General features: G+C 72.6%; 22 protein-coding genes. 12 read left to right on the forward strand and 10 right to left on the reverse strand.

What is annotated here, in order from left to right:
* Window positions 1–170: 170 nt before the first annotated feature.
* The 3 genes from ACZ4IF_RS35030 to ACZ4IF_RS35040 are packed head-to-tail and all read left to right on the forward strand — an operon-like array spanning window position 171 to window position 3,789.
* A complete protein-coding gene (locus tag ACZ4IF_RS35030) occupies window positions 171–476 on the forward strand; it encodes an SHOCT domain-containing protein (protein ID WP_359496234.1) in 306 nt (101 codons plus the stop codon).
* Entirely contained in the window at window positions 473–1,231 is a 759-nt protein-coding gene (locus ACZ4IF_RS35035; RefSeq protein ID WP_467570309.1) for an ABC transporter ATP-binding protein, read from the forward strand. Before ACZ4IF_RS35030 ends, ACZ4IF_RS35035 begins: the two co-directional genes overlap by 4 nt.
* Window positions 1,228–3,789, forward strand: coding sequence for an ABC transporter permease (locus tag ACZ4IF_RS35040; RefSeq protein ID WP_467570311.1), 2,562 nt, complete (start codon window positions 1,228–1,230; stop codon window positions 3,787–3,789). Before ACZ4IF_RS35035 ends, ACZ4IF_RS35040 begins: the two co-directional genes overlap by 4 nt.
* A 98-nt stretch (window positions 3,790–3,887) precedes the next feature.
* Here ACZ4IF_RS35040 and ACZ4IF_RS35045 read toward each other — a convergent pair whose 3' ends face one another.
* Together ACZ4IF_RS35045 and ACZ4IF_RS35050 are read right to left on the reverse strand one after the other, a co-directional pair.
* Window positions 3,888–4,433 carry an ATP-binding protein gene (locus ACZ4IF_RS35045; protein WP_467570314.1) on the reverse strand — a complete coding sequence of 182 codons (546 nt, stop codon included), beginning with the start codon at window positions 4,431–4,433 and terminating at the stop codon, window positions 3,888–3,890.
* A 469-nt stretch (window positions 4,434–4,902) separates the two neighbouring features.
* Window positions 4,903–5,226 carry a hypothetical protein gene (locus ACZ4IF_RS35050; protein ID WP_028799621.1) on the reverse strand — a complete coding sequence of 108 codons (324 nt, stop codon included), beginning with the start codon at window positions 5,224–5,226 and terminating at the stop codon, window positions 4,903–4,905.
* 357 nt (window positions 5,227–5,583) lie between these two features.
* Between ACZ4IF_RS35050 and cds1 the strand changes: the two genes are divergently transcribed.
* Window positions 5,584–6,711 (forward strand): L-cysteine desulfhydrase Cds1, encoded by a 1,128-nt coding sequence (cds1, locus tag ACZ4IF_RS35055; RefSeq protein ID WP_095932545.1) that lies wholly within the window; start codon window positions 5,584–5,586, stop codon window positions 6,709–6,711.
* A gap of 105 nt (window positions 6,712–6,816) precedes the next feature.
* Here cds1 and ACZ4IF_RS35060 read toward each other — a convergent pair whose 3' ends face one another.
* Window positions 6,817–7,296 (reverse strand): SRPBCC family protein, encoded by a 480-nt coding sequence (locus ACZ4IF_RS35060; RefSeq protein ID WP_467570317.1) that lies wholly within the window; start codon window positions 7,294–7,296, stop codon window positions 6,817–6,819.
* Between the two features lie 155 nt (window positions 7,297–7,451).
* The gene (locus tag ACZ4IF_RS35065) at window positions 7,452–8,282 is read right to left on the reverse strand and encodes a DeoR/GlpR family DNA-binding transcription regulator (protein WP_345657550.1); all 831 of its coding nucleotides are present in this window, start codon (window positions 8,280–8,282) and stop codon (window positions 7,452–7,454) included.
* Between the two features lie 283 nt (window positions 8,283–8,565).
* Between ACZ4IF_RS35065 and ACZ4IF_RS35070 the strand changes: the two genes are divergently transcribed.
* Window positions 8,566–10,929: a hypothetical protein gene (locus ACZ4IF_RS35070; protein ID WP_467570321.1), complete on the forward strand. Its 2,364-nt coding sequence runs from the start codon at window positions 8,566–8,568 to the stop codon at window positions 10,927–10,929.
* Here ACZ4IF_RS35070 and ACZ4IF_RS35075 read toward each other — a convergent pair.
* From ACZ4IF_RS35075 to ACZ4IF_RS35090, 4 genes are all read right to left on the reverse strand, one after another.
* Window positions 10,899–13,325 (reverse strand): right-handed parallel beta-helix repeat-containing protein, encoded by a 2,427-nt coding sequence (locus ACZ4IF_RS35075; RefSeq protein ID WP_467570324.1) that lies wholly within the window; start codon window positions 13,323–13,325, stop codon window positions 10,899–10,901. The genes ACZ4IF_RS35070 and ACZ4IF_RS35075 overlap by 31 nt on opposite strands.
* Window positions 13,326–13,490: 165 nt before the next feature.
* The gene (locus tag ACZ4IF_RS35080) at window positions 13,491–14,096 is read right to left on the reverse strand and encodes an Rv1733c family protein (protein ID WP_467570327.1); all 606 of its coding nucleotides are present in this window, start codon (window positions 14,094–14,096) and stop codon (window positions 13,491–13,493) included.
* Between the two features lie 186 nt (window positions 14,097–14,282).
* Entirely contained in the window at window positions 14,283–15,107 is an 825-nt protein-coding gene (locus ACZ4IF_RS35085) for an MOSC domain-containing protein (protein ID WP_467570330.1), read from the reverse strand.
* A gap of 45 nt (window positions 15,108–15,152) precedes the next feature.
* Window positions 15,153–15,593 carry a DUF6643 family protein gene (locus tag ACZ4IF_RS35090; protein ID WP_028799613.1) on the reverse strand — a complete coding sequence of 147 codons (441 nt, stop codon included), beginning with the start codon at window positions 15,591–15,593 and terminating at the stop codon, window positions 15,153–15,155.
* A gap of 294 nt (window positions 15,594–15,887) precedes the next feature.
* Between ACZ4IF_RS35090 and ACZ4IF_RS35095 the strand changes: the two genes are divergently transcribed.
* A complete protein-coding gene (locus tag ACZ4IF_RS35095; protein ID WP_467570333.1) occupies window positions 15,888–17,324 on the forward strand; it encodes a TerD family protein in 1,437 nt (478 codons plus the stop codon).
* Between the two features lie 4 nt (window positions 17,325–17,328).
* On the opposite strand, the gene ACZ4IF_RS35100 is transcribed toward ACZ4IF_RS35095, so the two are convergent.
* Complete coding sequence (locus ACZ4IF_RS35100) at window positions 17,329–18,504, reverse strand: glycosyltransferase (RefSeq protein WP_467570336.1); 1,176 nt, start codon at window positions 18,502–18,504, stop codon at window positions 17,329–17,331.
* 54 nt (window positions 18,505–18,558) lie between these two features.
* Here ACZ4IF_RS35100 and ACZ4IF_RS35105 point away from each other — a divergent pair, with 54 nt between their 5' ends.
* Together ACZ4IF_RS35105 and ACZ4IF_RS35110 are read left to right on the forward strand one after the other, a co-directional pair.
* Window positions 18,559–19,368: a glutamate racemase gene (locus ACZ4IF_RS35105; RefSeq protein ID WP_467570338.1), complete on the forward strand. Its 810-nt coding sequence runs from the start codon at window positions 18,559–18,561 to the stop codon at window positions 19,366–19,368.
* Window positions 19,369–19,538: 170 nt separating this feature from the next.
* Window positions 19,539–20,084, forward strand: coding sequence for a hypothetical protein (locus ACZ4IF_RS35110; protein WP_467570341.1), 546 nt, complete (start codon window positions 19,539–19,541; stop codon window positions 20,082–20,084).
* Between the two features lie 47 nt (window positions 20,085–20,131).
* On the opposite strand, the gene ACZ4IF_RS35115 is transcribed toward ACZ4IF_RS35110, so the two are convergent.
* Window positions 20,132–21,166 (reverse strand): O-antigen ligase family protein, encoded by a 1,035-nt coding sequence (locus ACZ4IF_RS35115; protein WP_467570344.1) that lies wholly within the window; start codon window positions 21,164–21,166, stop codon window positions 20,132–20,134.
* Window positions 21,167–21,405: 239 nt separating this feature from the next.
* Here ACZ4IF_RS35115 and lnt point away from each other — a divergent pair, with 239 nt between their 5' ends.
* From lnt to ACZ4IF_RS35135, 4 genes are all read left to right on the forward strand, one after another.
* Window positions 21,406–23,019 (forward strand): apolipoprotein N-acyltransferase, encoded by a 1,614-nt coding sequence (gene lnt / locus ACZ4IF_RS35120; RefSeq protein WP_467570347.1) that lies wholly within the window; start codon window positions 21,406–21,408, stop codon window positions 23,017–23,019.
* Window positions 23,020–23,113: 94 nt separating this feature from the next.
* Window positions 23,114–23,587 carry an NUDIX hydrolase gene (locus ACZ4IF_RS35125; RefSeq protein WP_467570349.1) on the forward strand — a complete coding sequence of 158 codons (474 nt, stop codon included), beginning with the start codon at window positions 23,114–23,116 and terminating at the stop codon, window positions 23,585–23,587.
* Between the two features lie 60 nt (window positions 23,588–23,647).
* A complete protein-coding gene (locus ACZ4IF_RS35130; RefSeq protein ID WP_467570352.1) occupies window positions 23,648–24,448 on the forward strand; it encodes a 3-hydroxybutyrate dehydrogenase in 801 nt (266 codons plus the stop codon).
* A 205-nt stretch (window positions 24,449–24,653) separates the two neighbouring features.
* A complete protein-coding gene (locus ACZ4IF_RS35135; RefSeq protein WP_467570355.1) occupies window positions 24,654–26,579 on the forward strand; it encodes a helix-turn-helix domain-containing protein in 1,926 nt (641 codons plus the stop codon).
* Window positions 26,580–26,649: the final 70 nt, after the last annotated feature.

Raw genomic sequence — 26,649 nt, forward strand, 5'->3', positions numbered from 1 at the left:
CCGATAGGTACAGAGTCGAGGTCGTGCAGGAAGCAGCCGACGGCGTCCCGCGTACTCCCGGGGAGGTACGCGCACGGCCGCTGGCCGTACGACGACTCGGACCCCCTCCCGGAGCCAGTCTCGATGCATCGCAACGAACCCATCGCATCCCACCGAGGAGATGACCCGAGATGCAGACCCTGGCGAACTGGGACGGCGGGCCCGGCCCGTGGATCCTCTTCTTCCCGCTGATCTGGGCGGCCGTCGTGATCGGCGTCGTGACCGTCCTGCGCCGCACCGCCTGGCGCGGCCGGCGTGGCCCGTGGCGGGCGACGGGCGCCTTCGGCCCCGCCGACGGCCGTCCGGCCGGCGACGAGCCGATCGCCGTGCTCGGCCGCCGCTTCGCCTCCGGCGAGATCGACGAGGACGAGTACTGGCGCCGCCTGTCCGTCCTCGACGAGCAGTTCGGCCGCACGGGCAAGGGCGGTGCGGCGTGACCACCACGACCGCCACCCGGGACGCGGCCCGCGTCACCGACGCCGTCAAGGTGTACGGCAGCGGGGACACCGCCGTGAGGGCCCTGGACGGGGTGAGCGTCGGCTTCCAGGCCGGCCGCTTCACCGCGATCATGGGGCCCTCGGGCTCCGGCAAGTCCACCCTCATGCACTGCGCGGCCGGCCTGGACACCCTGACCTCGGGCACCGCCCGCATCGGCGGCACCGACCTGGGCTCCCTCGACGACCGCCGTCTGACCCTGCTGCGCCGCGACCGCATCGGCTTCGTCTTCCAGGCCTTCAACCTGGTCCCGACACTGACCGTCGCGGAGAACATCACCCTGCCCATGGACCTCGCCGGGACCAAGGGCTCGCGCGACTGGATCGACGCCCTCGTCGACGTCGTCGGGCTGCGCGACCGGCTCCACCACCGCCCCGCCGAGCTCTCCGGCGGGCAGCAGCAACGCGTCGCCGTGGCAAGGGCGTTCGCCGGACAACCTGACGTCGTCTTCGCGGACGAGCCCACTGGCAACCTCGACTCGCGCTCCGGCGAGGAGGTCCTGAACCTCCTCGGCCGCGCGGTGCGCCGGATGGACCGCACCGTCGTCATGGTCACGCACGACCCGGTCGCCGCCGCACACGCCGACGAGGTCGTCTTCCTCGCCGACGGACGCCTCGTGGACCGGATGGAGTCGCCGACGGCCGACAGGGTCCTCGACCGGATGAAGGCCTTCGACGCCAAGGGAGCACCGTCATGAACACCGCGCTCCGCATCAGCGTGTCCTCACTGAGGGCACACAAGCGCCGCTTCGCCGGCACGTTCTTCGCCGTCTTCCTCGGCGTCGCCTTCCTGGCCGGAACCCTCGTCATGGGTGACACGCTGCGTGCCGGCTTCGACTCGATGTTCGGCAACGCGGCCGAGGGCACCGACGCCGTCGTCCGCAGCGCCGACACCATCACCACGCCCGGCGAGAGCCAGGGCGTACGCCGGCCCGTCGACACCGCCCTGGTGAAGACCATCGCACGGACCCCGGGGGTCGCCGCCGCGGCGCCCGACATCCAGGGCGCGGGCCAACTCGTCGGCTCCGACGGCGAACCCGTCGGCGGCCAGGGCCCGCCCACCCTCGCGGGCAACTGGATCGACGACCCGCGGCTCAACGCCTACCGGCTCGCCGAGGGCCGCGCCCCCACGAAGTCCGGCGAGGTCGTCGTCAACCGGGGTGCCGCCGAGAAGGGCCACCTGAAGATCGGTGACACGACGACCCTGCGCACACCCGACCCCGTCCCGGTCACGATCGTGGGACTCGCCACCTTCGGCGGCGAGGACGGCATGGCGCAGGTGACCTTCACGGGGATGACGCAGGCCGACGCCGAGAAGTACCTCACCGCGAAGCCCGGCGAGGCGGCGAACATCCGCGTGCGGGCGGGCCCGGGTGTCGATCAGCGCACCCTCGTCAGGGACCTCGAACCCGTCCTGCCCGAGGGAGTCGAGGCGATCACCGGCCAGGAGTCGGCGCAGGAGAACACCGACATGATCTCCAGTCAGTTCCTGACCCTCTTCACCACCTTTCTGCTCGTCTTCTCCGGCATCGCGCTCCTCGTCGCGACCTTCTCCATCCACAACACCTTCGCGATCGTCGTCGCCCAACGCGTCCGTGAGAACGCCCTGTTGCGCGCCCTCGGGGCCTCCCGCCGTCAGGTGACCGTCTCGACCCTGGCCGAGGCGAGCGTCGTCGCCGTGATCGCGTCGGCCGTGGGACTCGCGGGCGGCGTCGGTATCGCCGCCGGGCTCCAGGCGCTGTTCCCGGCCATCGGATTCCCCTTCCCCGAAGGGGATTTGGTGATCGGCGCCCTGTCCATGCTGCTGCCGCTCGCGGTCGGCGTCGTGGTCTGCCTCGGCTCCGCGCTGCTCCCCGCCGTCCGCGCCGGGCACACCGCGCCGCTCGCCGCCCTGCGGGACACGTCGGTCGACCGGTCCGGGACCTCGCGCACGCGTGCCGTGGCCGGTGGCGGTCTGGCCGCGCTGGCGCTGGCCGGCACCCTCACCGGCGTACTGGCGGATCCGTCCCTGTGGCTCGCCGGGCTCGGCGCGGTGCTGGCCCTCGCCGCCTTCGTGGTGCTCGGCCCGGTCGCGTCCACGACCGCCGTACGGATCCTCGGCAGTCCCCTCGCCGCACTGCGCGGAGTCACCGGGGGACTCGCCCGCCGCAACGCCCTGCGCAGCCCCGGACGGACCGCCGCCACCGCGAGCGCGCTGATGATCGGCGTCGCCGTCGTCTCGCTCTTCACGGTCTTCGGCGCCTCGCTCAAGGCCACCATGGACCAGACCGTCTCCCGGTCCTTCGCGGGGGACGTGGCGGTGAGCACCCCGTCGTTCGGCGCCGGAGGCAGTGGGCTGAGCCCGAGACTGGCTCCCGCGATCGCCCGGCAGCCCACCGTCGAGAACGCCGTCGGCCTGGGCCGCGGTGTCGCCGAGGTCAACGGCAGCGGGCGCGCCCTCACCGTCACCGATCCGATCGCACTCGGCAAGGTCTTCGACCTCGGCGAGGTCCGCGGCTCCCTGGCCGGCCTGGGCACCGACGGCATTGCGGTCACCGAGCAGGAGGCCGACCGGCAGCACCTCAGGACCGGCGGCACGGCCCGGCTCACCTTCACCGACGGCGAGCAGCGGGACTTCACCGTCCGCGCCGTCTACGGCCGGTCCGAACTGGCGGGCGACTACGTCATCACCCGCGCGGCCTGGGCCCCGCACCGCATCCAGGACTCCGACACCCTCGTCGCGGTCTCGTTCAAGGACGGGGTGAGCACGGCCGACGGCAGGGCGGCGGTGGAAAAGGTGGCCCAGAGGTTCGGCAACCCCGAGGTGCAGACCCGTGACGAGTACGCGCAGTCCTCGGCCGGCGGCATCGACATGATGCTGACCCTCGTCTACGCACTGCTCGCGCTCGCCGTGCTCATCGCCCTGCTCGGCATCGCCAACACACTCACGCTCGCGGTCCACGAACGCACCCGTGAACTGGGCCTGCTGCGGGCGGTCGGACAGACCCGGGCCCAGCTGCGCGCCATGGTCCGCTGGGAGTCGGTCCTCGTGGCCGCCTTCGGCACGGCGGGCGGGCTCTGTCTCGGTGCCTTCCTCGGCTGGGTGCTCGTCAAGGCGTCCGACGGCGCGTCGGACAGCAGCTTCGCCTTCGCGATACCGCCCGTGCAGCTGGTCGTGGTGGCGCTGGTGGGCCTCGCCGCCGGAGGCCTCGCGGGCCTGCGCCCGGCGCGCAGGGCCGCACGCCTGGACGTGCTGCGCGCCATCGCCACCGAGTGAGCCGCTGAGCGACGTGCGACCCCGGCGGCGGGGTGTGCCGCAGGAGGCCGAACGGCGCACGAGCTCCCGCGATGTGCGAGAGGTTGTTCACCGCCCGGTCAGCCGGGAACGGCTGACCGGGCGGGAGCGTGTTCCGGCCGGAGTCCGTCGACGGTCTGGCGGAGCGCGGTCGCGCGGGCGGCGTCGTACGGGGCGCGGGCGGGCGCGGCCACCGCGGGCGCCGCGATCACGGGCGTCGGTGCCGGCGCCGCGGGCGCCGGGAGCGTGAACCACACGACCTTCCCCGACTCGCCCTCGGGCCGTACACCCCAGCTCTCGCTCATCGCGGCGACCATGGCGAGGCCACGGCCACAGGTGGAGGTGGGGTCCACGTCCCGCACCTCGGGCAGGCGGGGGTCGTGGTCGTACACCGAGACCGTGAGCCGGTCGAGCAGCAGCTCGATGCTCACGGTGCACAGCTTGTCGGGCTGGGCGTGCTGATGGACGTTGGACAGCAGCTCGGTCACGCCGAGCGCGGCCCGGTCTATCAGGGCGTCCATATGCCAGTAGCGCAACTGCGCAGATACGATTCTGCGGACCTGGCCGATCCGCGACGGCAGGGCTTGGAGCTCCACCGTGCAATGCCTGCTTGGCTCGCTGATCACGGCTGCGACTCCCCGAATTGAGGTCCGGAAGAAGGCGGAGATCGGATCCAGCAGAGTGGCTGAGTGGAACGGCCGCCTGCTGTGGTGGCCGGCGGGCTGGTTCGCAGCGTTATCGCCGGTAAACCCAGAGTGATGTGAGAACAGCGTGACTCAGGGGGTGCGGTCCCGCAACTCGCGGCGCTGTCAGTCGCCTACGCCGTGTACGTCCACCTGGGCCGACCGCCCTCGTGTGCTGCTTCGGATGCTGTGTCCTGAGGTGCCGACCGGCTCGGGTCCCGCGGTGCCGCCGGTCCGTTCCGGGCGTCCTTTCCTCCCTCTGCCCCGAGGCTGGTGAGCCCCGCGGCCGCGCGGCGGGACGAGCGCGGGAGCCGTGCCCTGCGGCCGTTCGGTCCGCCGTGGCCGGACTGCTGCCGTCCGACCGCTGTGCGCTCCGGGGCGTGGCCCGGGTGTGCCGCCGCCGGGAGCCGCTTCAGCCGCTGCGCCCTGCCGCCTTGCGCACCGCCTCGATGAACCGGCGCGCCGAGGGCGGCCCCGGCGCGCCGGGCGCGGGGTCGTGCTCGCCGAGGGTGAGCGAGTAGCGGGTGCCGTTGACATCCGCCAACGCGCGGTCCTCGTGCGCGAACCACGGCTTGGACGCGCGCACCGCCTGCACGGGAGCGCTGTCGATCTCGCTGCCGTAGCTGGTGAGCAGTTGCAGCCTGCCGTCGCTGATCCGGACCTGTCCCGCCCGGGTGAGCGAGCGCAGCCTCTTCCCGATCCGCACGCCCGTGGCCGTGAACTCCGGCTCCGCCATGATGCCCCGCCCCCTTGTGCGCTTCGGCTCTGCCCTGTCGCGGTCCCGCGTCGATCCGTGATCCAGTGTGCACCGCACCGGACCGTGGTCCCGCGCCGCGGGCGGCACGCGGGACGCTTCCGTGCGGTGCAGTCTGCCCGCAGGTTGCGGCGAGCACCAGTGCGCATGACGGTCCGGTGGTCGCGACGGGAGCGCGCGCCGGTGTGCGCCCCCATGGCCGCACGGCCCGTTCCCCAGGCGCGTCTTTGAGATGCTCAAAGGTGTGTTTATGCAGGTGAGAAGCGTGTGGAAGCTGATTATGATCGAGGTGTCCGACACAGTTGAGCGGCGTCGGCACGATGCCTAAGGAGCCTCGCCGTGAGCACCCCTCCCCAGCAGATCCGGACCGGCGCAACCCTCGACGTCGACCGCAGCGACGCGGACTACCGGGCCTGGCTGAAAGAAGCCGTCCGCAAGGTCCAGGCGGACGCGAACCGCTCGGCCGACACACACCTGCTGCGCTTCCCGCTGCCCGAGAAGTGGGGCATCGACCTCTACCTCAAGGACGAGTCGACCCACCCCACCGGCAGCCTCAAGCACCGGCTCGCCCGCTCGCTGTTCCTGTACGGACTGTGCAACGGCTGGATCCGTCCCGGTCGCCCCGTCATCGAGGCCTCCAGCGGTTCGACCGCCGTCTCCGAAGCCTATTTCGCCAAGCTCATCGGGGTCCCGTTCATCGCGGTCATGCCGCGCACCACGAGCGCGGAGAAGTGCCGCCTGATCGAATTCCACGGCGGGCAATGCCACTTCGTGGACGACTCCCGCAAGATGTACGAGGAGTCGGCCGCGCTCGCGGTCGAGACCGGTGGTCACTACATGGACCAGTTCACCTACGCGGAACGCGCCACGGACTGGCGCGGCAACAACAACATCGCCGAATCCATCTTCCGTCAGCTGGAGTTGGAACGCTTCCCGGAGCCCGCGTGGATCGTCGCCACGGCCGGCACCGGCGGCACCTCGGCCACCCTCGCGCGCTATGTCCACTACATGCAGTACGACACCCGCATCTGCGTCGCCGACCCGGACAACTCCTGCTTCTTCGAGGGGTGGACCACCGGTGATCCCGAGGTCACCTGCGACTGTGGCTCGCGGATCGAGGGCATCGGCCGACCGCGCATGGAGCCGAGCTTCGTTCCCGGTGCCATCGACCGGATGATGAAGGTGCCGGACGCGGCGAGCGTCGCCGCGGTACGCGCCCTGGAACAGGCCATCGGACGCAAGGCCGGCGGCTCGACCGGCACCGGCCTGTGGAGCGCACTGAAGATCGTCGCCGAGATGGTGGCCGAGGGACGCAAGGGGAGCGTGGTGACGCTCTTGTGCGATCCCGGGGACCGCTATCTCGACAAGTACTATTCCGACGAGTGGCTGGCCGAACAGGGACTGGACATCGAGCCGTACACGGCGGCGATCACGTCCCTGCTGGAGACGGGCGTCTGGCCGGACTGACGGTACGAGGGCCAGGCCGACGGCATCGGTGGCGAGAGCGACGGCGCAGGGGTCACGCCGGAGGCGCCGGGGGGTGAGCCCGGCGGTACGAGTGGTCCGTCGACGTCAGGCGGGCGCGGACGCCAACCGGCGGTCCAGGGCCGTCACCGCGTCGCGGAAGGCGCGGCCGAGACCCGCGCGGCCGAGCGTGAGAGCCGCTCTGAACAGAGCCGTGCCGTCCGCCGCGAAGGTCCACTGCACCCGGGTGCCCGACGGGTCGGGGGAGAGCCGCCACTCCTCGATGAGGGCACGCAGACCCGGCGCGTTCGTGCCGTCCACCCGGTACGCGTACACCTCCGGCGCCCGGGACGTCAGGACCGACTCCGTGAAGCGCGTGCCGCCCCTGAGCCGGACCTCGCGGCCGGCGCCGTCCGCGATGGGCCGGGCCAGCGTCACGGCCGAGAACCACTCGCTCCAGCCGGGCACGTCCTCCGCGAGCGCGTGGAAGACGGCTTCGGGAGGGGCCTTCACCACCCGCGCGAACACCAGACGCAGCGGTGCGGTCTCGACGAAGTCGGGTCCCACGGGACGCAGACGGCGTGCCATGAACGAAACCCCCTAGCGGGAACGGAGTCCCGGGTGGCAGTCAGCGGGCGATGACCAGTGCGCACCCGCCCCACCGGCCGCACGGGCGACGGCGTCCGCCGTGCGATCGGCACAGCGGCGGCGGCGCGGGCCACGTCACCATAGCTGTCGGACCGTCAGATGTCTGTACCGTCTCCGGGCTCACCGGCCACCACCAGCCGCCTCAGGTGTTCCGCGATCTCCACACGCGCCGCCGCGGGCATCCCGGCGTCGGTGACCAGCGTGTCGACCTGATCGAGCGCGGCGAACGAACTCAGGCCCACCGTGCCCCACTTCGTGTGGTCCGCGACCACGACGACGCGCCGTGCGGACTGCACGAGCCGCCGGTTCGTCTCGGCCTCCGCGAGGTTCGGAGTCGACAGACCCGCCTCGATCGATATGCCGTGCACACCGAGGAACAGCACGTCGAAGTGGAGAGCCCCGATGGCCTGATCGGCCACGGGCCCGACCAGGGAGTCGGACGGTGTGCGCACACCACCGGTCAGGACCACCGTCGCGGCCCCCTGCCGCTGCCCCGACGTGCGCTGCGCCGTGTGGAACACGTCCGCCACCCGCACCGAGTTGGTGACCACCGTCAGGTCCGGGACGTCGAGGAGCTGATGGGCCAGCGCGTACGTCGTCGTACCGCCCGAGAGCGCGATCGCCGAGCCCGGCGCGACCAACTCGGCGGCGGCGCGCGCGATGTCCTCCTTGGCGGTCAGTTCGAGCCCGGACTTGGCCTCGAAGCCCGGCTCGTGCGTGCTCGCCTCGACCACCGGCACGGCACCCCCGTGCACCTTCTCCACGACCCCCTGGCGGGCGAGGGCGTCGAGGTCACGGCGGACCGTCATGTCGGAGACGCCGAGCCTGCGCGTCAGCTCGTTCACACGGACGCCACCGCGGCGGCGCACCTCGTCCAGGATCAGGGCGCGGCGCTGCTCCGCGAGGAGGTTCTGATTCTCACTCACGTCCGCTCCGGTCCTTTCGTCGCACGCTGTCCGACACTCCGTCCGAACCCACTCCCACGTGGACATTCTCCTTGTCCGAGGTCTGGAGGACGTCCCATCCTCGCACGGGTCACCGACAGTCGCTCCACTGCCCGCACGGACATCGGGAGCGCACCCCGCGGCGCGACTGTCACACGTATCGGGGAGATTCGGTGACTACGCGTGTGCACACCCCGCGGAGTGGAGATCCTGGTGCCGGCACACGACGCATGCGACACACGCGGCACGGGGGAAGTGCGAAACAGTGGAACGTGCAAGGGAACATGCCTCGACTGGGGAGCCGGGCACCCCGGAGCAGCGGCCCACGGCAGGCGGCGCCTCCCTGGAACTCCTGGTCCACGGGGTGGGCGGCACGACACCCGAGGTGATGCTGAACGATCCACGGACGGTCCGGGTCACCGGGGACGAGACGGCCGCCGTCTACCGCCGCGTCGACGACGCGGAGGCGGAACGGCGTCCCGACGAGCACCGGGACGGGCCGGTGCGCGAGGCCTACGTGTGGTGCAATCTCACGTCCGGCAACGGGACCCGCGCCCTGTGGCTGCTGCTGCTGCCGTTCATGGTCGTCAACCTCGCTCACTGGATGCGGCCCGCCACACGCGGACGCACGCGCACCGTCCGCCTCTACGGCCTCCTCGTGCGCCTCGCCGCGCTCAGCCTGACCGTGCTCCTGGTGGCCGCCGTCTGCGAGGTCGCCCTCGACCTCACCGCCTGGCAGTGCGCGGGCACGCGCGCGTGCGCCCGCGAGCACACCTGGCTCGGGTTCCTCTCACCGACCGTGTCCGGCGGCGGATGGTGGAGCCAGCCGGGCCGCCGGCTCGCCCTCGCCGGCCTCGTGCCCGCCGCGCTGACCGGTCTGCTCTGGTACCTGTCGCACCGCACCTGGAGCGCCTACGAGTCGCACCGGCCGATGCCCCGCGCCGCGGAGCCCGCCGAGGAGACCGGCCGTACCGGACTCGGCCGTCCCGGCTTCTGGTACGGGCGCCGGCTGGTGGCCCGACTGCGTGCCGCCCACACGGCGGCGGGCTTCCTGACCGTCGCCGCGGCGGTCGGCAGCTCCGCCGCCCGCCACGACCGCAGGCCCGGCGGTCCCGCCGTGCTCGACGCGCTGGGCACGCTCCTGGAGGCGACGCTCGTGGTGGGCGCCTTCTTCGTGCTCTGGGTGGTCTGCCGGCGCGGACGCAGCGAGAACCGGCTCGACAAGGAGCTGGATCACGTGCTCGTGCGCCGGCTGCCCGTCGGATCGCTCGTCCTCCTCGTCCTGACCTCGGTGTACGCCGGCTGGTCCCGGCCGGGCTGGCGTTCCACGGGACGCCTGCCCGGCGACTTGACGTTCGGCGGCATCGCCTTCCTGCAGGGCCTGATCGTCATCGCCCTGTGCGGGGTGGCCCACACCCTGTACCGCACACGTCCCGACCCGCGCACCGCGATGCGCGGCATCGCCGGACCCGCCGTCGCGATGCTCGCCTGCGCGCTCGGCGGCGTCATGTCCGGAGGCGTCTCCCAGCGTGTGGCCGACTGGCTGGACGGCACCCGGGACTCGCTCCCCGGCCCGCCCGTCCTGCTGACCTGGCAGGCCTCGGCGATCCCGCCGCTGCTCCTCGTCCTCCTCGTGCTCGGCGCCCGGCTCGCCCGGCACACCTGGCGGCTGCGCGACCGCGAGATGGCCGCCGTCGCACTCGACCACGAGGGACAGCCCCGGGACATCGCCCGCACCCGCCGCATCGCCGGCGCCCGCGCGATGGCCACGCTCACCGACCTGGCCCCCGTCATGACCGGCGTCCTGTCGTCCGTGACGCTGCTCCTCGGTGCCGCCGCGCTCGTCGGGGCCTTCGCCACCGGCGACGCCCCGGGCGACGCCGCGCGAGGTGCGTACGGCTTCGTGCGGGGCGGAGCGCAGACCGCACAGGCGCTCGGCTCCTGGCTGATCGGCCTCGGCTTCATACTGTTCGTCACCTGGGGCCGCCGCGCCTACAAGGACCCCGCGGCCCGCCGCACCATCGGCATCCTCTGGGACGTCGGCACGTTCTGGCCGCGCGCCGCCCATCCCTTCGCACCGCCCTGCTACGCCGAGCGCGCCGTGCCCGACCTGACCTGGCGCATGGCCACGTGGATCCGCACCACCGGCGGACGGCTCGTACTGTCCGGGCACTCCCAGGGCAGTGTGCTGGCGGCCGCGGCGGCCTGGCAGCTGAAACCGGCGGTCCGCAAGCGGATCGCCCTGCTCACCTACGGCTCGCCGCTGGAGCGCCTGTACGGCCGTTGGTTCCCGGCCCACTTCGGCCCGGCCGCCCTGACCGCTCTGCACCACGAGGTCGCCTGCTGGCGCAATCTCTACCGTCCGACCGACCCCATCGGCGGCCCGGTCCTGCTGCCGGGCGACTGCGGCCCCCAGGTCGACCACGAACCCCTGAAGGACCCGCTCGCCTACGGACGGACCGAACAACACCCGCTGCCCGCACCGATCCTCGGCCACTCCGACTACCAGGCGGACCCGGCCTTCGACGTCGAGCGGGCGCGGCTGCTGAGCCGGCTGAGACCCGAAGTGCCCGCTCCCCGCCCGCAGGACGGCGGCCCTCAGGGCAGCTCCGGCAGGTCCTCCGGGTAGAGCAGCGTGAGGTCGTCGGTGTCCGGCTCCGCCAGCTGGGCGACCCGTCCCGCGTGTCGCTCCACCATCGCCTCGAAGGTCTGTCGCGCGGTGCGGCCGTTGCCGAACGCGGGGCCCTTCGGAATCGCGGTGAAGTACTTCCGCAATGCCTCGGCCGTGCCCGGGGCGAGCCGGTACTCGTGCTCCTCGGCCTGCTGCTCCACGATCCGCAGCAGCTCGTCGGGCCCGTAGTCGCCGAAGGTGATGGTGCGTGAGAAACGGGACGCCACACCGGGGTTGACCGAGAGGAACCGCTCCATCTCCTCCGTGTAGCCGGCGACGATCACCACGACCGCGTCCCGGTGGTCCTCCATCAGCTTCACCAGGGTGTCGATGGCCTCGCGACCGAAGTCCCGCCCCGAGTCCTCCGGCGACAGCGCGTACGCCTCGTCGATGAACAGGACACCGCCGCGCGCCCGGTCGAACGCCTCCTGGGTGCGGATCGCGGTGGAGCCGATGTGCTCGCCGACCAGGTCCACCCGGGACACCTCGACGAGATGGCCCTGTTCCAGGACGCCCAGCGAGGCGAGGATCTCGCCGTACAGCCGGGCCACCGTCGTCTTGCCGGTACCGGGGGAGCCGGTGAAGACCAGATGGCGGCGGACCGAGGCTGCCTTGAGGCCCGCCTCCTGCCGGCGCCGGCCCACCTCGATCATGTCGGTGAGCGCCCGCACCTCCCGCTTGACGCTCTCCAGGCCCACCAGCGCGTCGAGTTCGCCGAGGACCGCCTTGGACGTGCGTGCGGGCTGTGCCGGCACCTCCGCGGTGACCAGGGGCTCGTGCTCGGTGGTCCGCTGGCCCGGGATGGCACCCAGCAGACCCGACGACGGACTCGACGTCTGAACGGCCGTCTCGGGCACCGGCGGACGCAGCCCGGCGCTCTCGTCGCTCGTGCAGTCCTCGACGACCGGTCCACCACCGGGTGCGCCGCCGTCCGCGAACTCGTAACCCCCGCGCGCGCACCGCTCGGTACGGCACTTCCTGAGCGTCGAGCGGCAGCCGTCGATCACATGGAAGCCGTAGCCCCCGCTGTCGATGACCCGGCAGTTGAGGAAGCTGCCCCGGCCGTCGGCCGACACGTAGAAACCCGCCTCGGCGGTCGAGGTGACCGTGCAGCGCTCGATGGTGGGATCGGCGCCCTTGGTGACGATCACACCGGTCTGTGTGCCGTCGACGGTGCAGCCGGAGAGGGTGCCACCGCTGCCGTGGTCACGGAACCACGCACCCGTCGCGGCGTCCCGGATCCGGCAGTCGTCGAGTTGGGCGGTGGCGCCGTCGCTCACCGAGACCGCCGTGTTGCGTACTTGGGAGATGTCGCTGTCGACGACGTCCGCGCGGGAGCCGCGGTCGAGGACGAACAGGGCGTCGGGCACGTCGTGCACACGGCAGGAGTCGAGGACCGCGGTCGCGCCGTCGCTGACCCACACCGCCGGATAGTCGCCGGTGCTGTCGAAGATCTCGCACTGGTTGGCGTCGACGCGGGTGCCGGGGTCCCACACCGACAGGCCGTTGCGGCCGAACTGCCGCACGGTGGTGCGCGTCAGTGTGAGCACGGAACGCGAGCGCAGGTCCACCGCGTTCTCAGGGATGTCGTGGATGCGGCAGTCGGCGAGCGTGAGGACCGCGTCCGTGTCGAGCGTGACGCCGTCCGCCGTCGTGCGGTGCACGTCGCAGTCGGTGAGATGGGCCGTGGCCCGCCCCGTGATCTGCACCCCGGAGCCCTTCACCTCGTAGACCTCGCAGCCCACCGCTTCGAGCGAGGAGCCCTCGCCGGTGGCGGACAGGCCGGCACCGGAGGAGTGGTGCACCCGGCAGCGGTCCAGGCGCGGACGGGCGCCGCCGCGGACCGCGACCCCCGACTGGCCGGCCGCGACGACCTCACACTCCTCGAACACCCCACCGCCGCCGTCCAGTACGGCGATGCCGATGCCGGCGGGGTTGTCGACCGTGCAACGGCGCGCGGTGGGCCGGGCACCGGACCGCACCTCGATCCCCACCGCGGACCGCGTGACGATCCGGACGTCCAGCAGCTCGGGGGTGCCCTCCTCGACGAGCAGCGCGGGTGCGGCCGAGTCCTGACCCTCCACGTGCAGGTCCTGGACCACGGCGGAGGCGCGCACGGTCAGCGGCACCCCGTCCGCCGGGGCGATGCGCACGGAGCCGGGCGACCCCTCGGGGCCACGCAGTGTCACCGCGCGCTGCACCACCAGGTTCTCCCGGTAGGTGCCGGGAGCGACGGTGAGGACGTCTCCGTCGGCCGCGGCCTCCAGGGCGGCGGCCAGCGATGCGTACTCACCCGTGCGGCGCCGCCACCGCGAGGTGCCGGTGTGCGTCACCTGGACCGTGCCCTGTGCCATGGCGCTGTTGTGCCCCCACCTCGTCGTACGCGGGTCCTGCGAGGCCCTGCTGACAGCCCGTCGCCCAGGTCCTTGCCGGACAGCCTCTCACGACGGTGCCGAACCGCTCGGCCGGTCCACCGTAGCGTGCGCGGGGACACCGGGATGACCGTAGCGGGAAGGCCGTCAGCTGCCGGTGCCGGCCCTGCCCCAGTCGGGACCCGCCTTGTCCCATGCCTGGTCCCAACGGGCGTACCGTCTGCGGACCATGCGCCAGACGATCATGCGCCTGGTCCCTTCGACAAGTCCCGCGCACAGCAGTCCCGCTCCGAATCCGGCCAGCACGGCGTGTGTCGTCGCGGTGGCGCTGTCCAGCGGGCGGCCGACCATGTTGCCGTGGGTGTCGGTCCAGAGCCTGAAGTGGTCGCCGTGACGGGGGGACTTGAGGTCGGCTATCACCACGCCGTGCTGGGCCGTGCCGTCCGGTGCCGTCCAGTCGGCCAGGACGCGGCTGTGGGCGTCTCGCGAGGACGACGTCTCCGGATCGGGCTCCAGCGGACTGCGGGACAACTCCTTGACGACGGTGGCCGCCACCAGGTGGTGCGTCCTGTGCTGGTCCCGAACGGACTGCTGGAGGGCGTCCTGGGCAAGGGCGCCGACCGCGGCCCCGACCAGGGGCGCGACGGCGAGGACCAACAGCACGGCCGCCAGGCCCAGCCAGGCCTCCACGAGATCGGTCGTGCGGCGCAGCGGATTGTGCCGCCAGCGCCAGAGTCCATTGATTGCTCGCACCGTCCCGCACCCCCCTTCCCGCGTCCGTGATAACCCGCAGCCGGTCCGCCCACGCGGCGGCCCGGGGAAGAGAGAGCGAAATCACCCTCCCCGTGGCCCTCTCATGGACTTCTCATACTCTCAACGCGCGTGCCCCGGGCAGGGGTTCCCCCTCGACGCCCCCACTCACGGAACTCGGCCGCGAGACTATTCGAGGACGGTGACCGGATCCCCGACGCGCAGCGTGCCGCGGGACGCGGGCACCAGGTTCTGACCGAAGATCAGCTGGTTCCCCACGCGGCGGTGGCGCCCGAGTGTCCGCAGGGGCTCCTTGCCGCGCTCCGCGGAGCTCTGGTCCGTGGTGGTGACGACGCATCGGCCGCACATCTTGGCCACCCGGAAGGTGACCTCGCCGATGGCGATCCTCGACCAGTCGTCCTCGGCCCAGGGGTCGGTTCCGGACACGACCACGTTCGGCCGGAAGCGGTTCATGGGGAGGGGGCCCTCGTGGGCGTGGTCGCCCTGCGCGATGAGTGAGTTGAGGGCGTCCAGCGAGGCGAGCGTGGTGACGAGCAGTGGATAGCCGTCGGCGAAGCTGACGGTCTCACCCGGGCGCGCGAAGTCCGGGTCGACGGGGCGGCAGGTGGCCGGGTCGTCCATGTGGACGAGACGCACGTCGGTACCGAGGTAGGCGCGGCACCATGCATGCGCGGCGTCATCGGCGAGGACGCCCTCCACCTTGTCCCCGAAGATGTCGAGCACGGTCGCGCCGGCCGGCGCGGGCACCGCGACGTCGATCGGCTCGCGGCCGGGCCCGGACAGCCGCAGGCCGCCGCCGGGCAGGAGCTCGGCGGCGGCCAGTGCGAGACGTGGCTGCTGGCGTTGCGTGACGACCTTTCCCCCGTCGTCGATCAGTGCCCAGCGGCGGTCTCCGGCCAGCCCCCAGGGCTCCACGACGGCCTCCCGGGGCGACTCGCCCCGGAACGCCTTGACCGGATGGACATGGATCGAGTGCAGTTGCGCGTTCCCCATGACCGCAATGGTGCCAGCAGGCACCGGTGAACCGTCGGGGTTACCTCAGTAGCCGCGGTACTGCTGCCCGTTGTACGGGTCCTGGTAGGGAGCCGGTGCGGGGCGCGGGGCCGCGGGGCGCATCGCCTCGTAGCCCGTGCCGGTCGCCATCGGGCGCTGCTGCTGCGGCTGGGGGCCGGGGTAGCCACGCGGCCCGGCCGCCTGCTGCGGGATGTAGGGAGCGGGGGCCTGTTGCAGCGGAGCGGGCTGCTGGGCCTGCGGGTACCCGTAGGCGGGTGCCTGCTGGGACGGGCCGGCGGGCAGAGCGGGGAGTGCCGACGGCAGGGCAGGGAGATGGCTGCCCGTCTCGTAGGCGGAGGGGACCCGGATCGGTGCGATCTGGGGAGTGCCCCGCTCGGCGACGAGAGAGTCGTAGATCGGGGTGTCCGGGAAGAAGGACGGCGCGGAGTAGTAACCGCCGCCGTATGTGGAGCGGGGGGAGGTCATGGCACATAAGTTAAGCCCACGATGTGCTGGTTGGGGAGACCGATAAGAGGGTTGTTTTCCGTGTCCGCAGTGACGCGGGATCCCCAATCCGAGCGAACTCGGCAAAAAAGGACGTCGAACGGCTCTCGGATCGTGTAAAGGCCGAGTTCGTGACGGGTTACCGGCGGTTGACCACGGATCTTCCTGTACGGGTCATGGGAGTTCTCCGGGGTGGGGGATTAGGTTGTGCGGGAAACGGAGCCGGCGGACCGGCCGCGCGGCGGCCCGGTACGGAGACACGTGATGGGGGCGTACATGTCAATGTCAAAGGGAGCGAATGTTCCCGTGCCGACGACCGCGCTGCGCGTCGAATTGGGATGGCGTTCAGGACCCGGTGTGCCGGACGCGGATGCCTCGGCGCTGCTGCTGGTCTCGGGCAAGGTCCGTTCGGACGGCGACTTCGTCTTCTACAACCAGCCCGCGCACGCGTCCGGCGCCGTGCGGCACGAAGGCAAGCGGGACGCGGGCGGGCAGGTCACGGACGCGCTGCTCGTCGACCTCCCGCGGGTGGAGTCGGCCATCGAGACGGTGGTGCTGGCCGCCTCCTCCGACGGAGGCACCTTCGGGCAGGTGCAGGGCCTGAGCATCCGTGTGCTCGACGCGCAGCAGGGCACGGAGATCGCGCGCTTCGACAGCACCGACGCCACCGTCGAGACCGCCTTCGTCCTCGGCGAGTTCTACCGGCGCCAGGGCGCCTGGAAGTTCCGCGCCGTGGGGCAGGGCTACGGCAGCGGGCTCGAAGGACTGGCCACCGACTACGGGATCACGGTGGACGAGCCGCAACAGGCAGCGCCGCCGGCTCCGCCGGTGGCCCCGCCCGTGACCATGCCGCCGCCGGTACCGCCCGTCGCCCCCTCGCCCTACGCGACCACTCCGCCGCCCGCGCCGTACGGGAGTGCCCCGCCGCCCGCCCCGTACGGCAGTACCCCGCCTCCCGCGCCGTACGGGAGCACGCCCCCGCCCGCTCCCTACGGCAGCACTCCGCCGCCGGCCCCCTACGGCAGCCCGCCGCCCGCCCCGTACGGGAGCACGCCCCCGCCTCCCACGGCGCCGGTCAGCCTCTCCAAGGTGACGCTGACCAAGGAGGCCCCCTCGGTCTCGCTCACCAAGCAGGGCGGCACCTCCGGCGCGATGCGTGTCAACCTCAACTGGCAGGTGCGCAAGCAGTTCTCGGGATGGGGCAGCAAGCGGGGCCGCGCCGTCGCGATGCACTCGGACCTCGACCTCGACCTGTGCGCGCTGTACGAGCTGTCCGACGGGCGCAAGGGCGTCGTGCAGGCCCTGGGCAACGCCTTCGGGGCGCTGCACCAGCCGCCGTACATCCATCTCGACGGGGACGACCGCACGGGGGCCGTGGCCAGTGGGGAGAACCTCACGATCAACCTCGACCACAAGCAGAGCTTCCGGCGCATCCTCATCTTCGTCACCATCTATGAAGGGGCGCGCTCCTTCGCCGATCTGCACGCCACGGTGACCCTCCAGCCGTTCAGCGGCGCTCCGGTCGATTTCTCCCTCGACGAGTGCACCGTGCCCTCGACCGTGTGCGCCCTCGCCCTCATCACCAACACCGGCAACGACCTCATCGTCCAGCGCGAGGCCCGCTACCTGGTCCCGGAGCGCGGAGTGAGCCCCCAGCGCACCGTCGACTACGCCTACGGGTGGGGCATGAACTGGACTCCCGGCCGGAAGTAGGCACTCAGCTCTCGTCGAGCGCGGTGTCGGGGCGGGCGTAGGTGCGGCCCTTCCAGGCGGCACCGCGCCCCCTGTAGTGCTGCACCGCCGAATCGACCGTCATGAGGAGGTACAGGAAAGCGGTGACCGGCAGCAGCGGGGCCTGCCACGCGGGCTGCCGGTAGTAACGGAGCATCGGCACGTACGTCGCGCCCATCACGATCCAGGCGAGCCCGCCGGCCACCGTCGCCCACACGCTCCCGGCGGCGAGGCCGGCGACGAAGGCGGCCGGCGGCATCAGGTACACGACGGCGAGGCCCAGGACCGTCCCGGCCAGCAGCAGGGGGCTGTGCCGCAGTTGCGCGTAGGCGCTGCGCGAGACCATGCGCCACAGGTCGTGCAGTCGCGGATAGGGGCGCACACTGTCCACCCGCTCGGCGAGCCCCAGCCAGATGTGACCCCCGCTGCGCTTGACCGCCTGCGCGAGCGCTACGTCGTCGATCACGGCGTGCCGGATGGCGTCCGGGACCTGTGCCCGCTCGGCGGCGTCGGCGCGCAGCAGGACGCAGCCGCCCGCCGCGGCCGCCGTGCGCGCCCTCCATACCGAGATCCAGCGGAAGGGGTAGAGCTGGGCGAAGAAGTAGACGAACGCGGGCACGACGAGCCGCTCCCAGGTGCTCTCCACGCGCAGGCGCGCCATCTGCGAGACGAGGTCGTACCCCCCGGTGCGGGCCGCCGCCACCAGCTCCCGCAGGCTGTCGGGAGCGTGCGCGATGTCCGCATCCGTCAGCAGCAGGTACTCGGGTTCACGCGCGCGTGCCAGGGCGATCCCGTGCCGCACGGCCCAGAGCTTGCCCGTCCAGCCCGCGGGCGGCTCCCCTGGGGAGTCCACGGTGAGCGGCAGCCCGCCGTGGCGCTCCGCCAGCTCCCGGGCCAGCTTCCCGGTGCCGTCCGAACTGCCGTCGTCGACGAGGAAGACCTCGGCGCGTCCCGGATAGTCCTGGGCGAGGAGGGACGGCAGGCTCTGGGGCAGGACGGTGGCCTCGTCGCGCGCGGGCACGACGACACAGACGCTCGGCCATTCGTCCGGGTCCCGGCGTGACGGCAGTCGTACATCCGTACGCCAGAAATAGCCCTGGCCGAGCAGCAGCCAGAGCCACGCGATCAGCGATATGACAGCGACAAACACCACGGCGCTCACCCACCGCAGTCTGCCCCACGACGGGTGACGAGGCGGATCGTCTATGGTGACCGGGTGAAGATCGCGCTGATGGACTCCGGAATCGGACTGCTCGCTGCTGCCGCCGCGGTACGTCGACTGCGGCCCGACGCCGATCTCGTGCTCTCCTCGGACCCCGGCTCCATGCCCTGGGGACCCCGCACACCGGAGGACGTCACCGCGCGCGCCCTCGCCGTCGCCGAGGCCGCCGCGCGACACCGTCCCGACGCCCTGATCGTGGCCTGCAACACGGCCTCCGTACGCGCCCTGCCCGCGCTGCGGGCCAGCCTGGAGCCGGAAGTGCCCGTCATCGGCACCGTTCCCGCGATCAAGCCGGCCGCCGCCGGCGGCGGCCCCGTCGCGATCTGGGCCACGCCCGCCACGACCGGAAGCCCCTACCAGCGCGGACTCATCGCCGAGTTCGCGGACGGGGTGAGCGTCACCGAGGTGGCCTGCCCGGGGCTCGCCGACGCGGTGGAGCACGCGGACCAGGACGCCATCGACACCGCGATCGCGGCGGCCGCCGCGCACACTCCCGAGGACGTAAGGGCCGTCGTCCTGGGCTGCACCCATTACGAACTGGTCGCCGAGCGCATCCGCGCCGCCGTGCAGCGGCCCGGACGCCCGCCGCTCGTCCTGCACGGCTCGGCCGGCGCGGTCGCGGCGCAGGCCCTGCGCAGGATCGGTGAGGCGCCGAGGCCGGAGGCCCCCGCCGACTCCGTCGTGACGGTGCTCCTCGGCGGCGAAGAAGGGTCGCTGCTCGCGACCGCGCTCAGCTACGAGGAAGGCCGCGTGCTCTCGGCCGTCGGTCCCGCGCTGACCGAAGGTCACCGCCCGACACGCTGAGTGGCGCCGCTCCCGCGACCACGTCCGGTCACGGACCGGACGCGCTCCGTGCGACGCCCGAGCACTGCCGGTCACGGTGTGAACCCCCTCCGTACGAGGACCGCCCGCCGGGGCCGGTGACGCTCCGCAAGCCCGTGCCCGCGCAGCGGAACCTGAGTACTCTCGTAGACATGAGGGACCATCCCCACGGCGAAGGCACCCCGCATCCGGAGATCTGGACCGGGCGTGCGACGAACCGCATCCAGTGGCTGCCCGCCCTCGGCGGAGCCGCCTGTCTGGCGCTCGGTATCGAGCTGGCCGTCGACTCGGCGTGGACGTCGGGATCGGCCCCGCTCATCATGTCCGTGGTCGGCTGCATCGCCGCCGGACTGCTGATCATCTTCGGCACGCTCGCCTTCCTGCACGTCGCCGTGAAGGTGGACAAGGACTGCCTCGAGGTGCGCTGCGGTCACATCGGACTGCCGCGCCGCCGCATTCCGCTCTCCAGCGTCGTCGGGGCCGAATTCGCGCCCAAGGTCACCCCACGCCAGTGGGGCGGCTTCGGCTACCGCTGGCGGCCGGAGAAGGGGACCGCGGTGATCGTCCGGCGCGGCGAGGGCGTGGTGCTGCGCCTCGGCGACGGACACACCTTCACGATCACGGTGGACAACGCCGAAGCCGCGGTACGCATCATCCGGGACCGCCTGCGGCCCGGCACGCCCGGCACCGTGCACTGACGGTCCCGCTGGTCGGGGCGGTCCTCACCGATCCGAAGGCCGCCGGATCAGCGGATGGTGTCAGGGAGATCGTCCGGCCCCTCGGCGGCCAGCGGCCGTGCCGTGGCCAGGCCCGCCAGCAGACCGGCACCCGCCGTCACCGTGGTGAAGCTCAGCGCGTTGCCGATCGAGGCGATGGCCGCCAGCGCGGTCAGTGACGCGCCGGCGGTCAGCGCGACCGGAGTGGAGCGCGGGGTGCGCCACAGCGCGTACAGCATCCAGCAGAACGCCGCCGCGAGCAGCGCCACGCCGATCACGCCCTGCTCGGCGGCCTGCTGCAGGGGAGCGGAATGCGGCTTGCCGTCGGGGAGCAGCGACTGCGTGACCGTCGGGCTGAGCTCTCCGTAACGTCCGGGTCCCACGCCCAGGACCAGTTCCTGGTGGGCCAGCCGGAGCGCGTCGTGCCAGAGCAGGACCCGGTGCCGGGTCAGCTGGCCCTCAAGAGAGGCTGTCGGGCCGTCGGGCAAGGCGTCCTCGGCGATCGCCCAGGTCAGTCCCGTCACCAGCGCCGCCGCGCCGGCGAGACCCGCGAGTCCGAGAGCCCGGTGGTGCATCCGGGCGGCGGCGAGCGAGCAGAGCAGGACCCCGGCACAGGTGACGAAACCGGTGGTCGACCCCAGGACCGCCGCGGCCCCGGTGATCCCGGCGGCGAGCAGACGCAGGGCGAGGCGAGGTCCCGGGGTCTGTGCCGCCCAGGCCGCGCAGCAGGCCGCCCCCGTGGCGAGTGTCAGCAGAGCCGCAGTGGCGCCCGAGTGCCCGAGCTGGAGGGTGATCTGCGGGCCGGGAGTGGCGATCGCGAGCCCGAGTCCGGCGAGCGCGCCGGCGCACGGGGCGGCGACCGGAAGCAGCACCCCGAAGATCCGCCCCGCCGCGTAACCGGCGGCCACGGCGAGCACCGCCAGCAGGACGCCCTCGGGCCGGCCGCCGTGCGCGGTCGCCGTGACGAGCGACCAGGCGGCGCAGGCCGCGAGCACGACGACGCCCAGGCCGTCCGAGGCGCTGCGTCTTTCGCCCGCGGCGGCGGGATCGGCCGCGGACGCCATCCCGGTGGACCCCACTCCGTCGACCCCCCGACTCTGCCGGGCCCCGGCCGTCGTGACCACATCCGGCCGCACGTCAGAGGCTCGGGCACACCGTAACGGGTGATGCGCCGGTTTGTGGACATGTTGCGCAGAAACGTTGCAGCGCGCGTGTGAGAAGAGCTCCGGCGGCCGACCGGACTCCCGCGGAGCGGACGAGACCGTGCTGTCGGCGCCCTGGTCACGCGCCGTACACTCCCCGAGTGACCGCCACCGCAACCACCGTAGACGAGCCGGACCAGCTCGAACCCCAGGTCGCGCCCGCCTCGCGCGGGGCCGCATGGGTGCGACGCCTCGTCCCGGCCGCCGTAGCGGCGCTCTCCGGAGTGCTGCTGTACGTCAGCTTTCCGCCCCGCACGCTGTGGTGGCTGGCCCTTCCGGCCTTCGCGCTCTTCGCCTGGATCCTGCGCGGTCGCACCTGGAAGGCGGGACTGGGCCTCGGCTATCTGTTCGGCCTCGGATTCCTGCTGCCGCTGCTCGTCTGGACCGGTGTCGAGGTCGGCCCCGGTCCGTGGCTGGCGCTCGTCGCCGTGGAAGCCGTGTACGTCGCACTGGTCGGCGCGGGCATCACGCTCGTGTCCCGGCTGCCCGCCTGGCCGCTGTGGGCGGCCGCCGCGTGGATCGCGGGAGAGGCGGCACGCGCGCGTGCCCCCTTCGGGGGCTTCCCCTGGGGGAAGATCGCCTTCGGCCAGGCCGACGGAGTCTTTCTGCCGCTCGCTGCGGTGGGCGGTACTCCGGTGCTGAGTTTCGCGGTCGTCCTCTGCGGATTCGGGCTCTACGAGATCGTGCGCCTGGCCGTCGAGGGCCGGCGCACCGGAGCGGTCCGCAAGGGTGCCGCGGCGGTGGCGCTGCTCGGCGTGGCCGTGCCCGTCGTCGGTGCGCTCGCCGCGCGGACGCTCGTCAGCGACAAGGCGGAGAAGGGCACGACGACCGTCGCGGTCGTCCAGGGCAACGTGCCGCGCGCGGGACTGGACTTCAACTCCCAGCGGCGTGCCGTTCTCGACCACCACGCGCGCGAGACGGAACGACTCGCCGCCGAGGTCAGGGCCGGCAAGGTCGCCCGACCCGACATCGTGCTGTGGCCGGAGAACTCCTCAGACATCGACCCGTTCACCAACGCCGACGCGCGCGCCGTGATCGACGGTGCAGCCCGGGCGATCGGTGCCCCCATCTCGGTGGGCGGCGTCGTCGAACGGGACGGCAAGCTCTACAACGAGCAGATCCTGTGGGACCCCGAGAAGGGCGCCGTCGACACGTACGACAAGCGGCAGGTGCAGCCCTTCGGCGAGTATCTCCCGCTGCGCTCGCTCCTCGGTGCCATCAACAAGAACTGGACGACCATGGTGCGCCAGGACTTCAGCCGGGGCACCGAGCCGGGCGTGTTCACCATGGACGGCGCGAAGGTCGGCCTCGCGACCTGTTACGAGGCGGCCTTCGACTGGGCCGTGCGCGACACCGTCACGGACGGCGCGCAGATGATCTCGGTCCCCAGCAACAACGCGACCTTCGACCGCAGCGAGATGACCTATCAGCAGCTCGCCATGTCCCGCATCCGCGCCGTCGAGCACAGCCGCACGGTCACGGTGCCGGTGACGAGCGGCGTCAGCGCCGTGATCATGCCGGACGGCAGGATCACCCAGAGGACCGGGATGTTCGTGGCCGACTCGCTGGTGCAGAAGGTGCCCCTGCGCACCTCCGAGACCCCGGCGACGAAGCTCGGCATCCTTCCCGAGAGGGTCCTGGTGGTGCTCGCCGCGGGCGGGCTCGGCTGGGGCGCGGCCACGGCGCTCCGCGGGCGGCGCGGCTCCGACGTCTAGGTCCTGTCCGACGGTTCGCGGTGTCGCCGGGCGGGCGGGAATCGTCGGGCAAGGGCCGACGGGGGCGGCTGAGCCGGGCCGTTAGGGTCGGGGCATGGCTACTCCCGACTTCATCCGCACGATCCGGGCCTCCGCGGGTCACCAGTTGCTCTGGCTCCCCGGCGTCAGCGCCGTGGTCTTCGACGACGACGGCAGAGTGCTGCTCGGGCAGCGTTCGGACAACCACGAGTGGGCGCTGATCTCCGGCATCCCGGACCCGGGGGAGCAGCCGGCGGCGTGCGCCGTGCGCGAGGTGTACGAGGAGACCGCCGTACGCTGCGTGGTCGAGCGCGTCGTCCTTGTCCAGGCGGGGAAGCAGGTCACCTTCGACAACGGCGACATCTGCCAGTTCATGGACACCACGTTCCGGTGCCGTGCGGTCGGTGGCGAGGCCCGGGTCAACGACGACGAGTCGCTGGAGGTCGGCTGGTTCGACGTGGACGCCCTGCCGGAGATGCGGGACACCGCGCTCTTCCGGATCAAGCAGGCCGTGTCCGACGGACCCACATGGTTCGACCCTACGACCTGACACCGAACTGTGTGTGGTGACCACATCGGTCGGCGCGTAGGCGCTGCTTAGGGTCAAGTCATGACCGCGCCCAGCGCCCACCAGGGCCCCCACGCCCCCGCACTCGATCTCGGCGGCCGCACCGCGCTCGTCACCGGCGCCGCGGGCGGCATCGGCCGCGCCTGCGCGCTGCGGCTGGCCGCCGCCGGAGCCAAGGTCAGAGCGGTGGACCGGGACTCCGCGGGCCTGGACGTGCTCGCCGAGCACGCACACGGCCTCGCCGGAACCGTCGAGCCGCACGTCCTCGACCTCACCGACCTCGACGCGGCGGAACAGGCCGCGGCGGGCACCGACGTCCTGGTCAACAACGCCGGACTGCAACTGGTGCGCCCGATCGAGGAGTTTCCGCCCGACGTCTTCCACACCGTGCTCACCGTGATGCTGGAGGCGCCGTTCCGGCTCATCCGCGGCGCCCTGCCCCACATGTACGGGCAGGGCTGGGGCCGCGTCGTCAACGTCTCCTCGGTGCACGGGCTGCGCGCTTCGGCCTTCAAGTCGGCCTATGTGGCCGCGAAGCACGGTCTCGAAGGGCTCTCCAAGACCACCGCGCTGGAAGGCGCGTCCCGCGGGGTCACCTCGAACTGTGTGAACCCCGCGTACGTGCGGACCCCCCTGGTGGAGCAGCAGCTCGCCGATCAGGCGCGGGCGCACGGGATCCCGCGCGAGCAGGTTCTCAGCGAGGTGCTGCTCCAGGACAGCGCGGTGAAGCGGCTGATCGAGCCGGAGGAGGTCGCCGAGGCGGTGGCTTATCTGTGCAGCCCGCAGGCGGCCTTCATCACCGGTACGTCCCTGGTGCTGGACGGCGGCTGGACCGCCCACTGAACCGTGATCCCCTCTCCCGCACGCCGACCGCACCGCCACCCGTGCTGTCCGCCGCCGGCCGGAGCGCCCCGCGCGCAGGCGGCCGTCGGTCGCAGGCGGCGAACCGAGCCGAGGCGTGCCGGTCGCGACCGGCCGGTTTCCGGTGCGGGCCGGGAGTTGTCCACAGGCCGGTGGCACCGGCTCTGAGATGCGCAATCCTGTGACCATGTCCCGCGATCACGTCCCCTCCGTCGAGTCCTCCGCCGACAGCGCCGAGGCGCCGTTCCTCGAGCTCCTGGCCCGCGGCGCGTCCGCCGACGCATACGAGCAGCCGGTGCTGCTCGCCCGCGCCGAGGGCGGGTCCGCCGAGCGCGTCGCCGCGCTCGACCGGGCCCGGCTGCTCGCCCTGCGCGTGCGCTCGGACATGGAGGGCCGACGCCGGCGTGAGGCGGAGCTCTCGGCGCTGTTCGAGACGGCGCACGACCTGGCGGGCCTGCGCGACCTCGATGCCGTGCTGCAGGCGATCGTCCAGCGGGCCCGCTCACTGCTGAGCACCGACGTCGCCTACCTCAGCCTGAACGACTCGGACCGCGGCGACACCTACATGAGAGTCACCGAGGGCTCGGTCGCCGCGCGTTTCCAGCAGCTGCGTCTCGGCATGGGCGAGGGCCTCGGCGGGCTCGTCGCGCAGACCGCCCGCCCCTATGTCACCGACGACTACTTCAAGGACGCGCGCTTCCAGCACACCCACACCATCGACGCGGGCGTGCGGGACGAAGGACTCGTCGCGATCCTCGGTGTGCCGCTGATGATCGGATCCCAGGTCATCGGCGTCCTGTTCGCCGCCGACCGTCGTGCGCGGGTGTTCGAGCGCGAGCAGATCGCCCTGCTCGGCTCGTTCGCGGCCCTGGCCGCCGCCGCGATCGACACGGCGAACCGGCTCGCGGAGACCCGTTCCGCACTGGACCGCCTCGGCCGCGCCCACGAGATCATCAGGGACCGCAGCGGAGTGATCGAGCGAGCGTCGGACATCCACGACCGGCTCGCCGAGCTCGTGCTGCGCGGCGGCGGAGTGCACGACGTCGCCGCCGCCGTGTCGGAGGTCCTCGACGGAGCCGTCGAGTTCACCGAGGCGGACGAGGCACCGGCCGCCGCGGTGGAGGCGTCCCGGGCCGACGGCCACGCCGTGCGGCACAAGGACGACTGGGTCGCCGCGGTCGCCGCCGGTGGCGAGCTGCTCGGCGCGCTGGTGCTGCACGGGCATCCGGGTCTGGACCCGGTCGACCAGCGCACCCTGGAGCGCGCGGCGATGGTCACCTCGCTCCTCCTGCTCGCCCGGCGCTCCGCGTCCGACGCCGAACAGCGCGTCCGGGGCGAGCTGCTGGACGACCTGCTGGACGCCCGTGACCGTGATCCGCGTCTGCTGCGAGAGCGGGCCGCGCGGCTCCAGGCCGACCTCGACCGGCCTCATGTCGTGCTGGCCGCCCGGCTGGACACCGCCGCTCTGGACGCCGAACGCGAGGCGGCCGGGCGCAGACGCCTGTGGGCCGCCGCCTCCCACCTCGCCACCACCCGGCACGGACTGGCCGCCGCCCGGGACGGCGGCACCGTGCTGCTGCTGCCCCTGGAGCCCGCCGACACCGCGACGGACCTGGCCCGGCGGACGGCGCGGCACCTCGGCGGCGCGGTGAGCGAAGCAGTCACCGTGGGCGCATCCGCCCCCGTCGAGCGGCTCGCCGCACACCCCGACGCGGTGGCGTCGGCGTACGCGGAGGGGCAGCGCTGTCTGGAGGCCCTGAGGCTGCTCGGCCGCACCGGGGACGGCGCGGCCGCCGAGGACTTCGGGTTCCTGGGACTGCTGCTCGCCGGGGACCGGGACATCTCGGGATTCGTCGAGCGCACCATCGGCGGCGTCGTGGACTACGACGAACGCCGCGGGACCGATCTGCTGCGCACCATGGACGCCTATTTCGCGTGCGGCATGAGCCCGGCCCGCACGAAGGACGACCTGCATGTGCATGTGAACACGGTGGCGCAGCGGCTGGAGAGGGTCGGACGGCTGCTGGGGGACGACTGGCAGAGCCCCGCGCGCGCCCTGGAGATCCAACTCGCCCTGCGGCTGCACCGGTTGTCGACCACCGCACGGCACTGACCCCCGTGCGCGTCGCGTGCACGGGGGTCAGTGAGGGGTTTCTCTTCGGCCCGGCGCGAGGACCGGGCCG

Source organism: Streptomyces sp. NPDC025784, assembly GCF_055558435.1.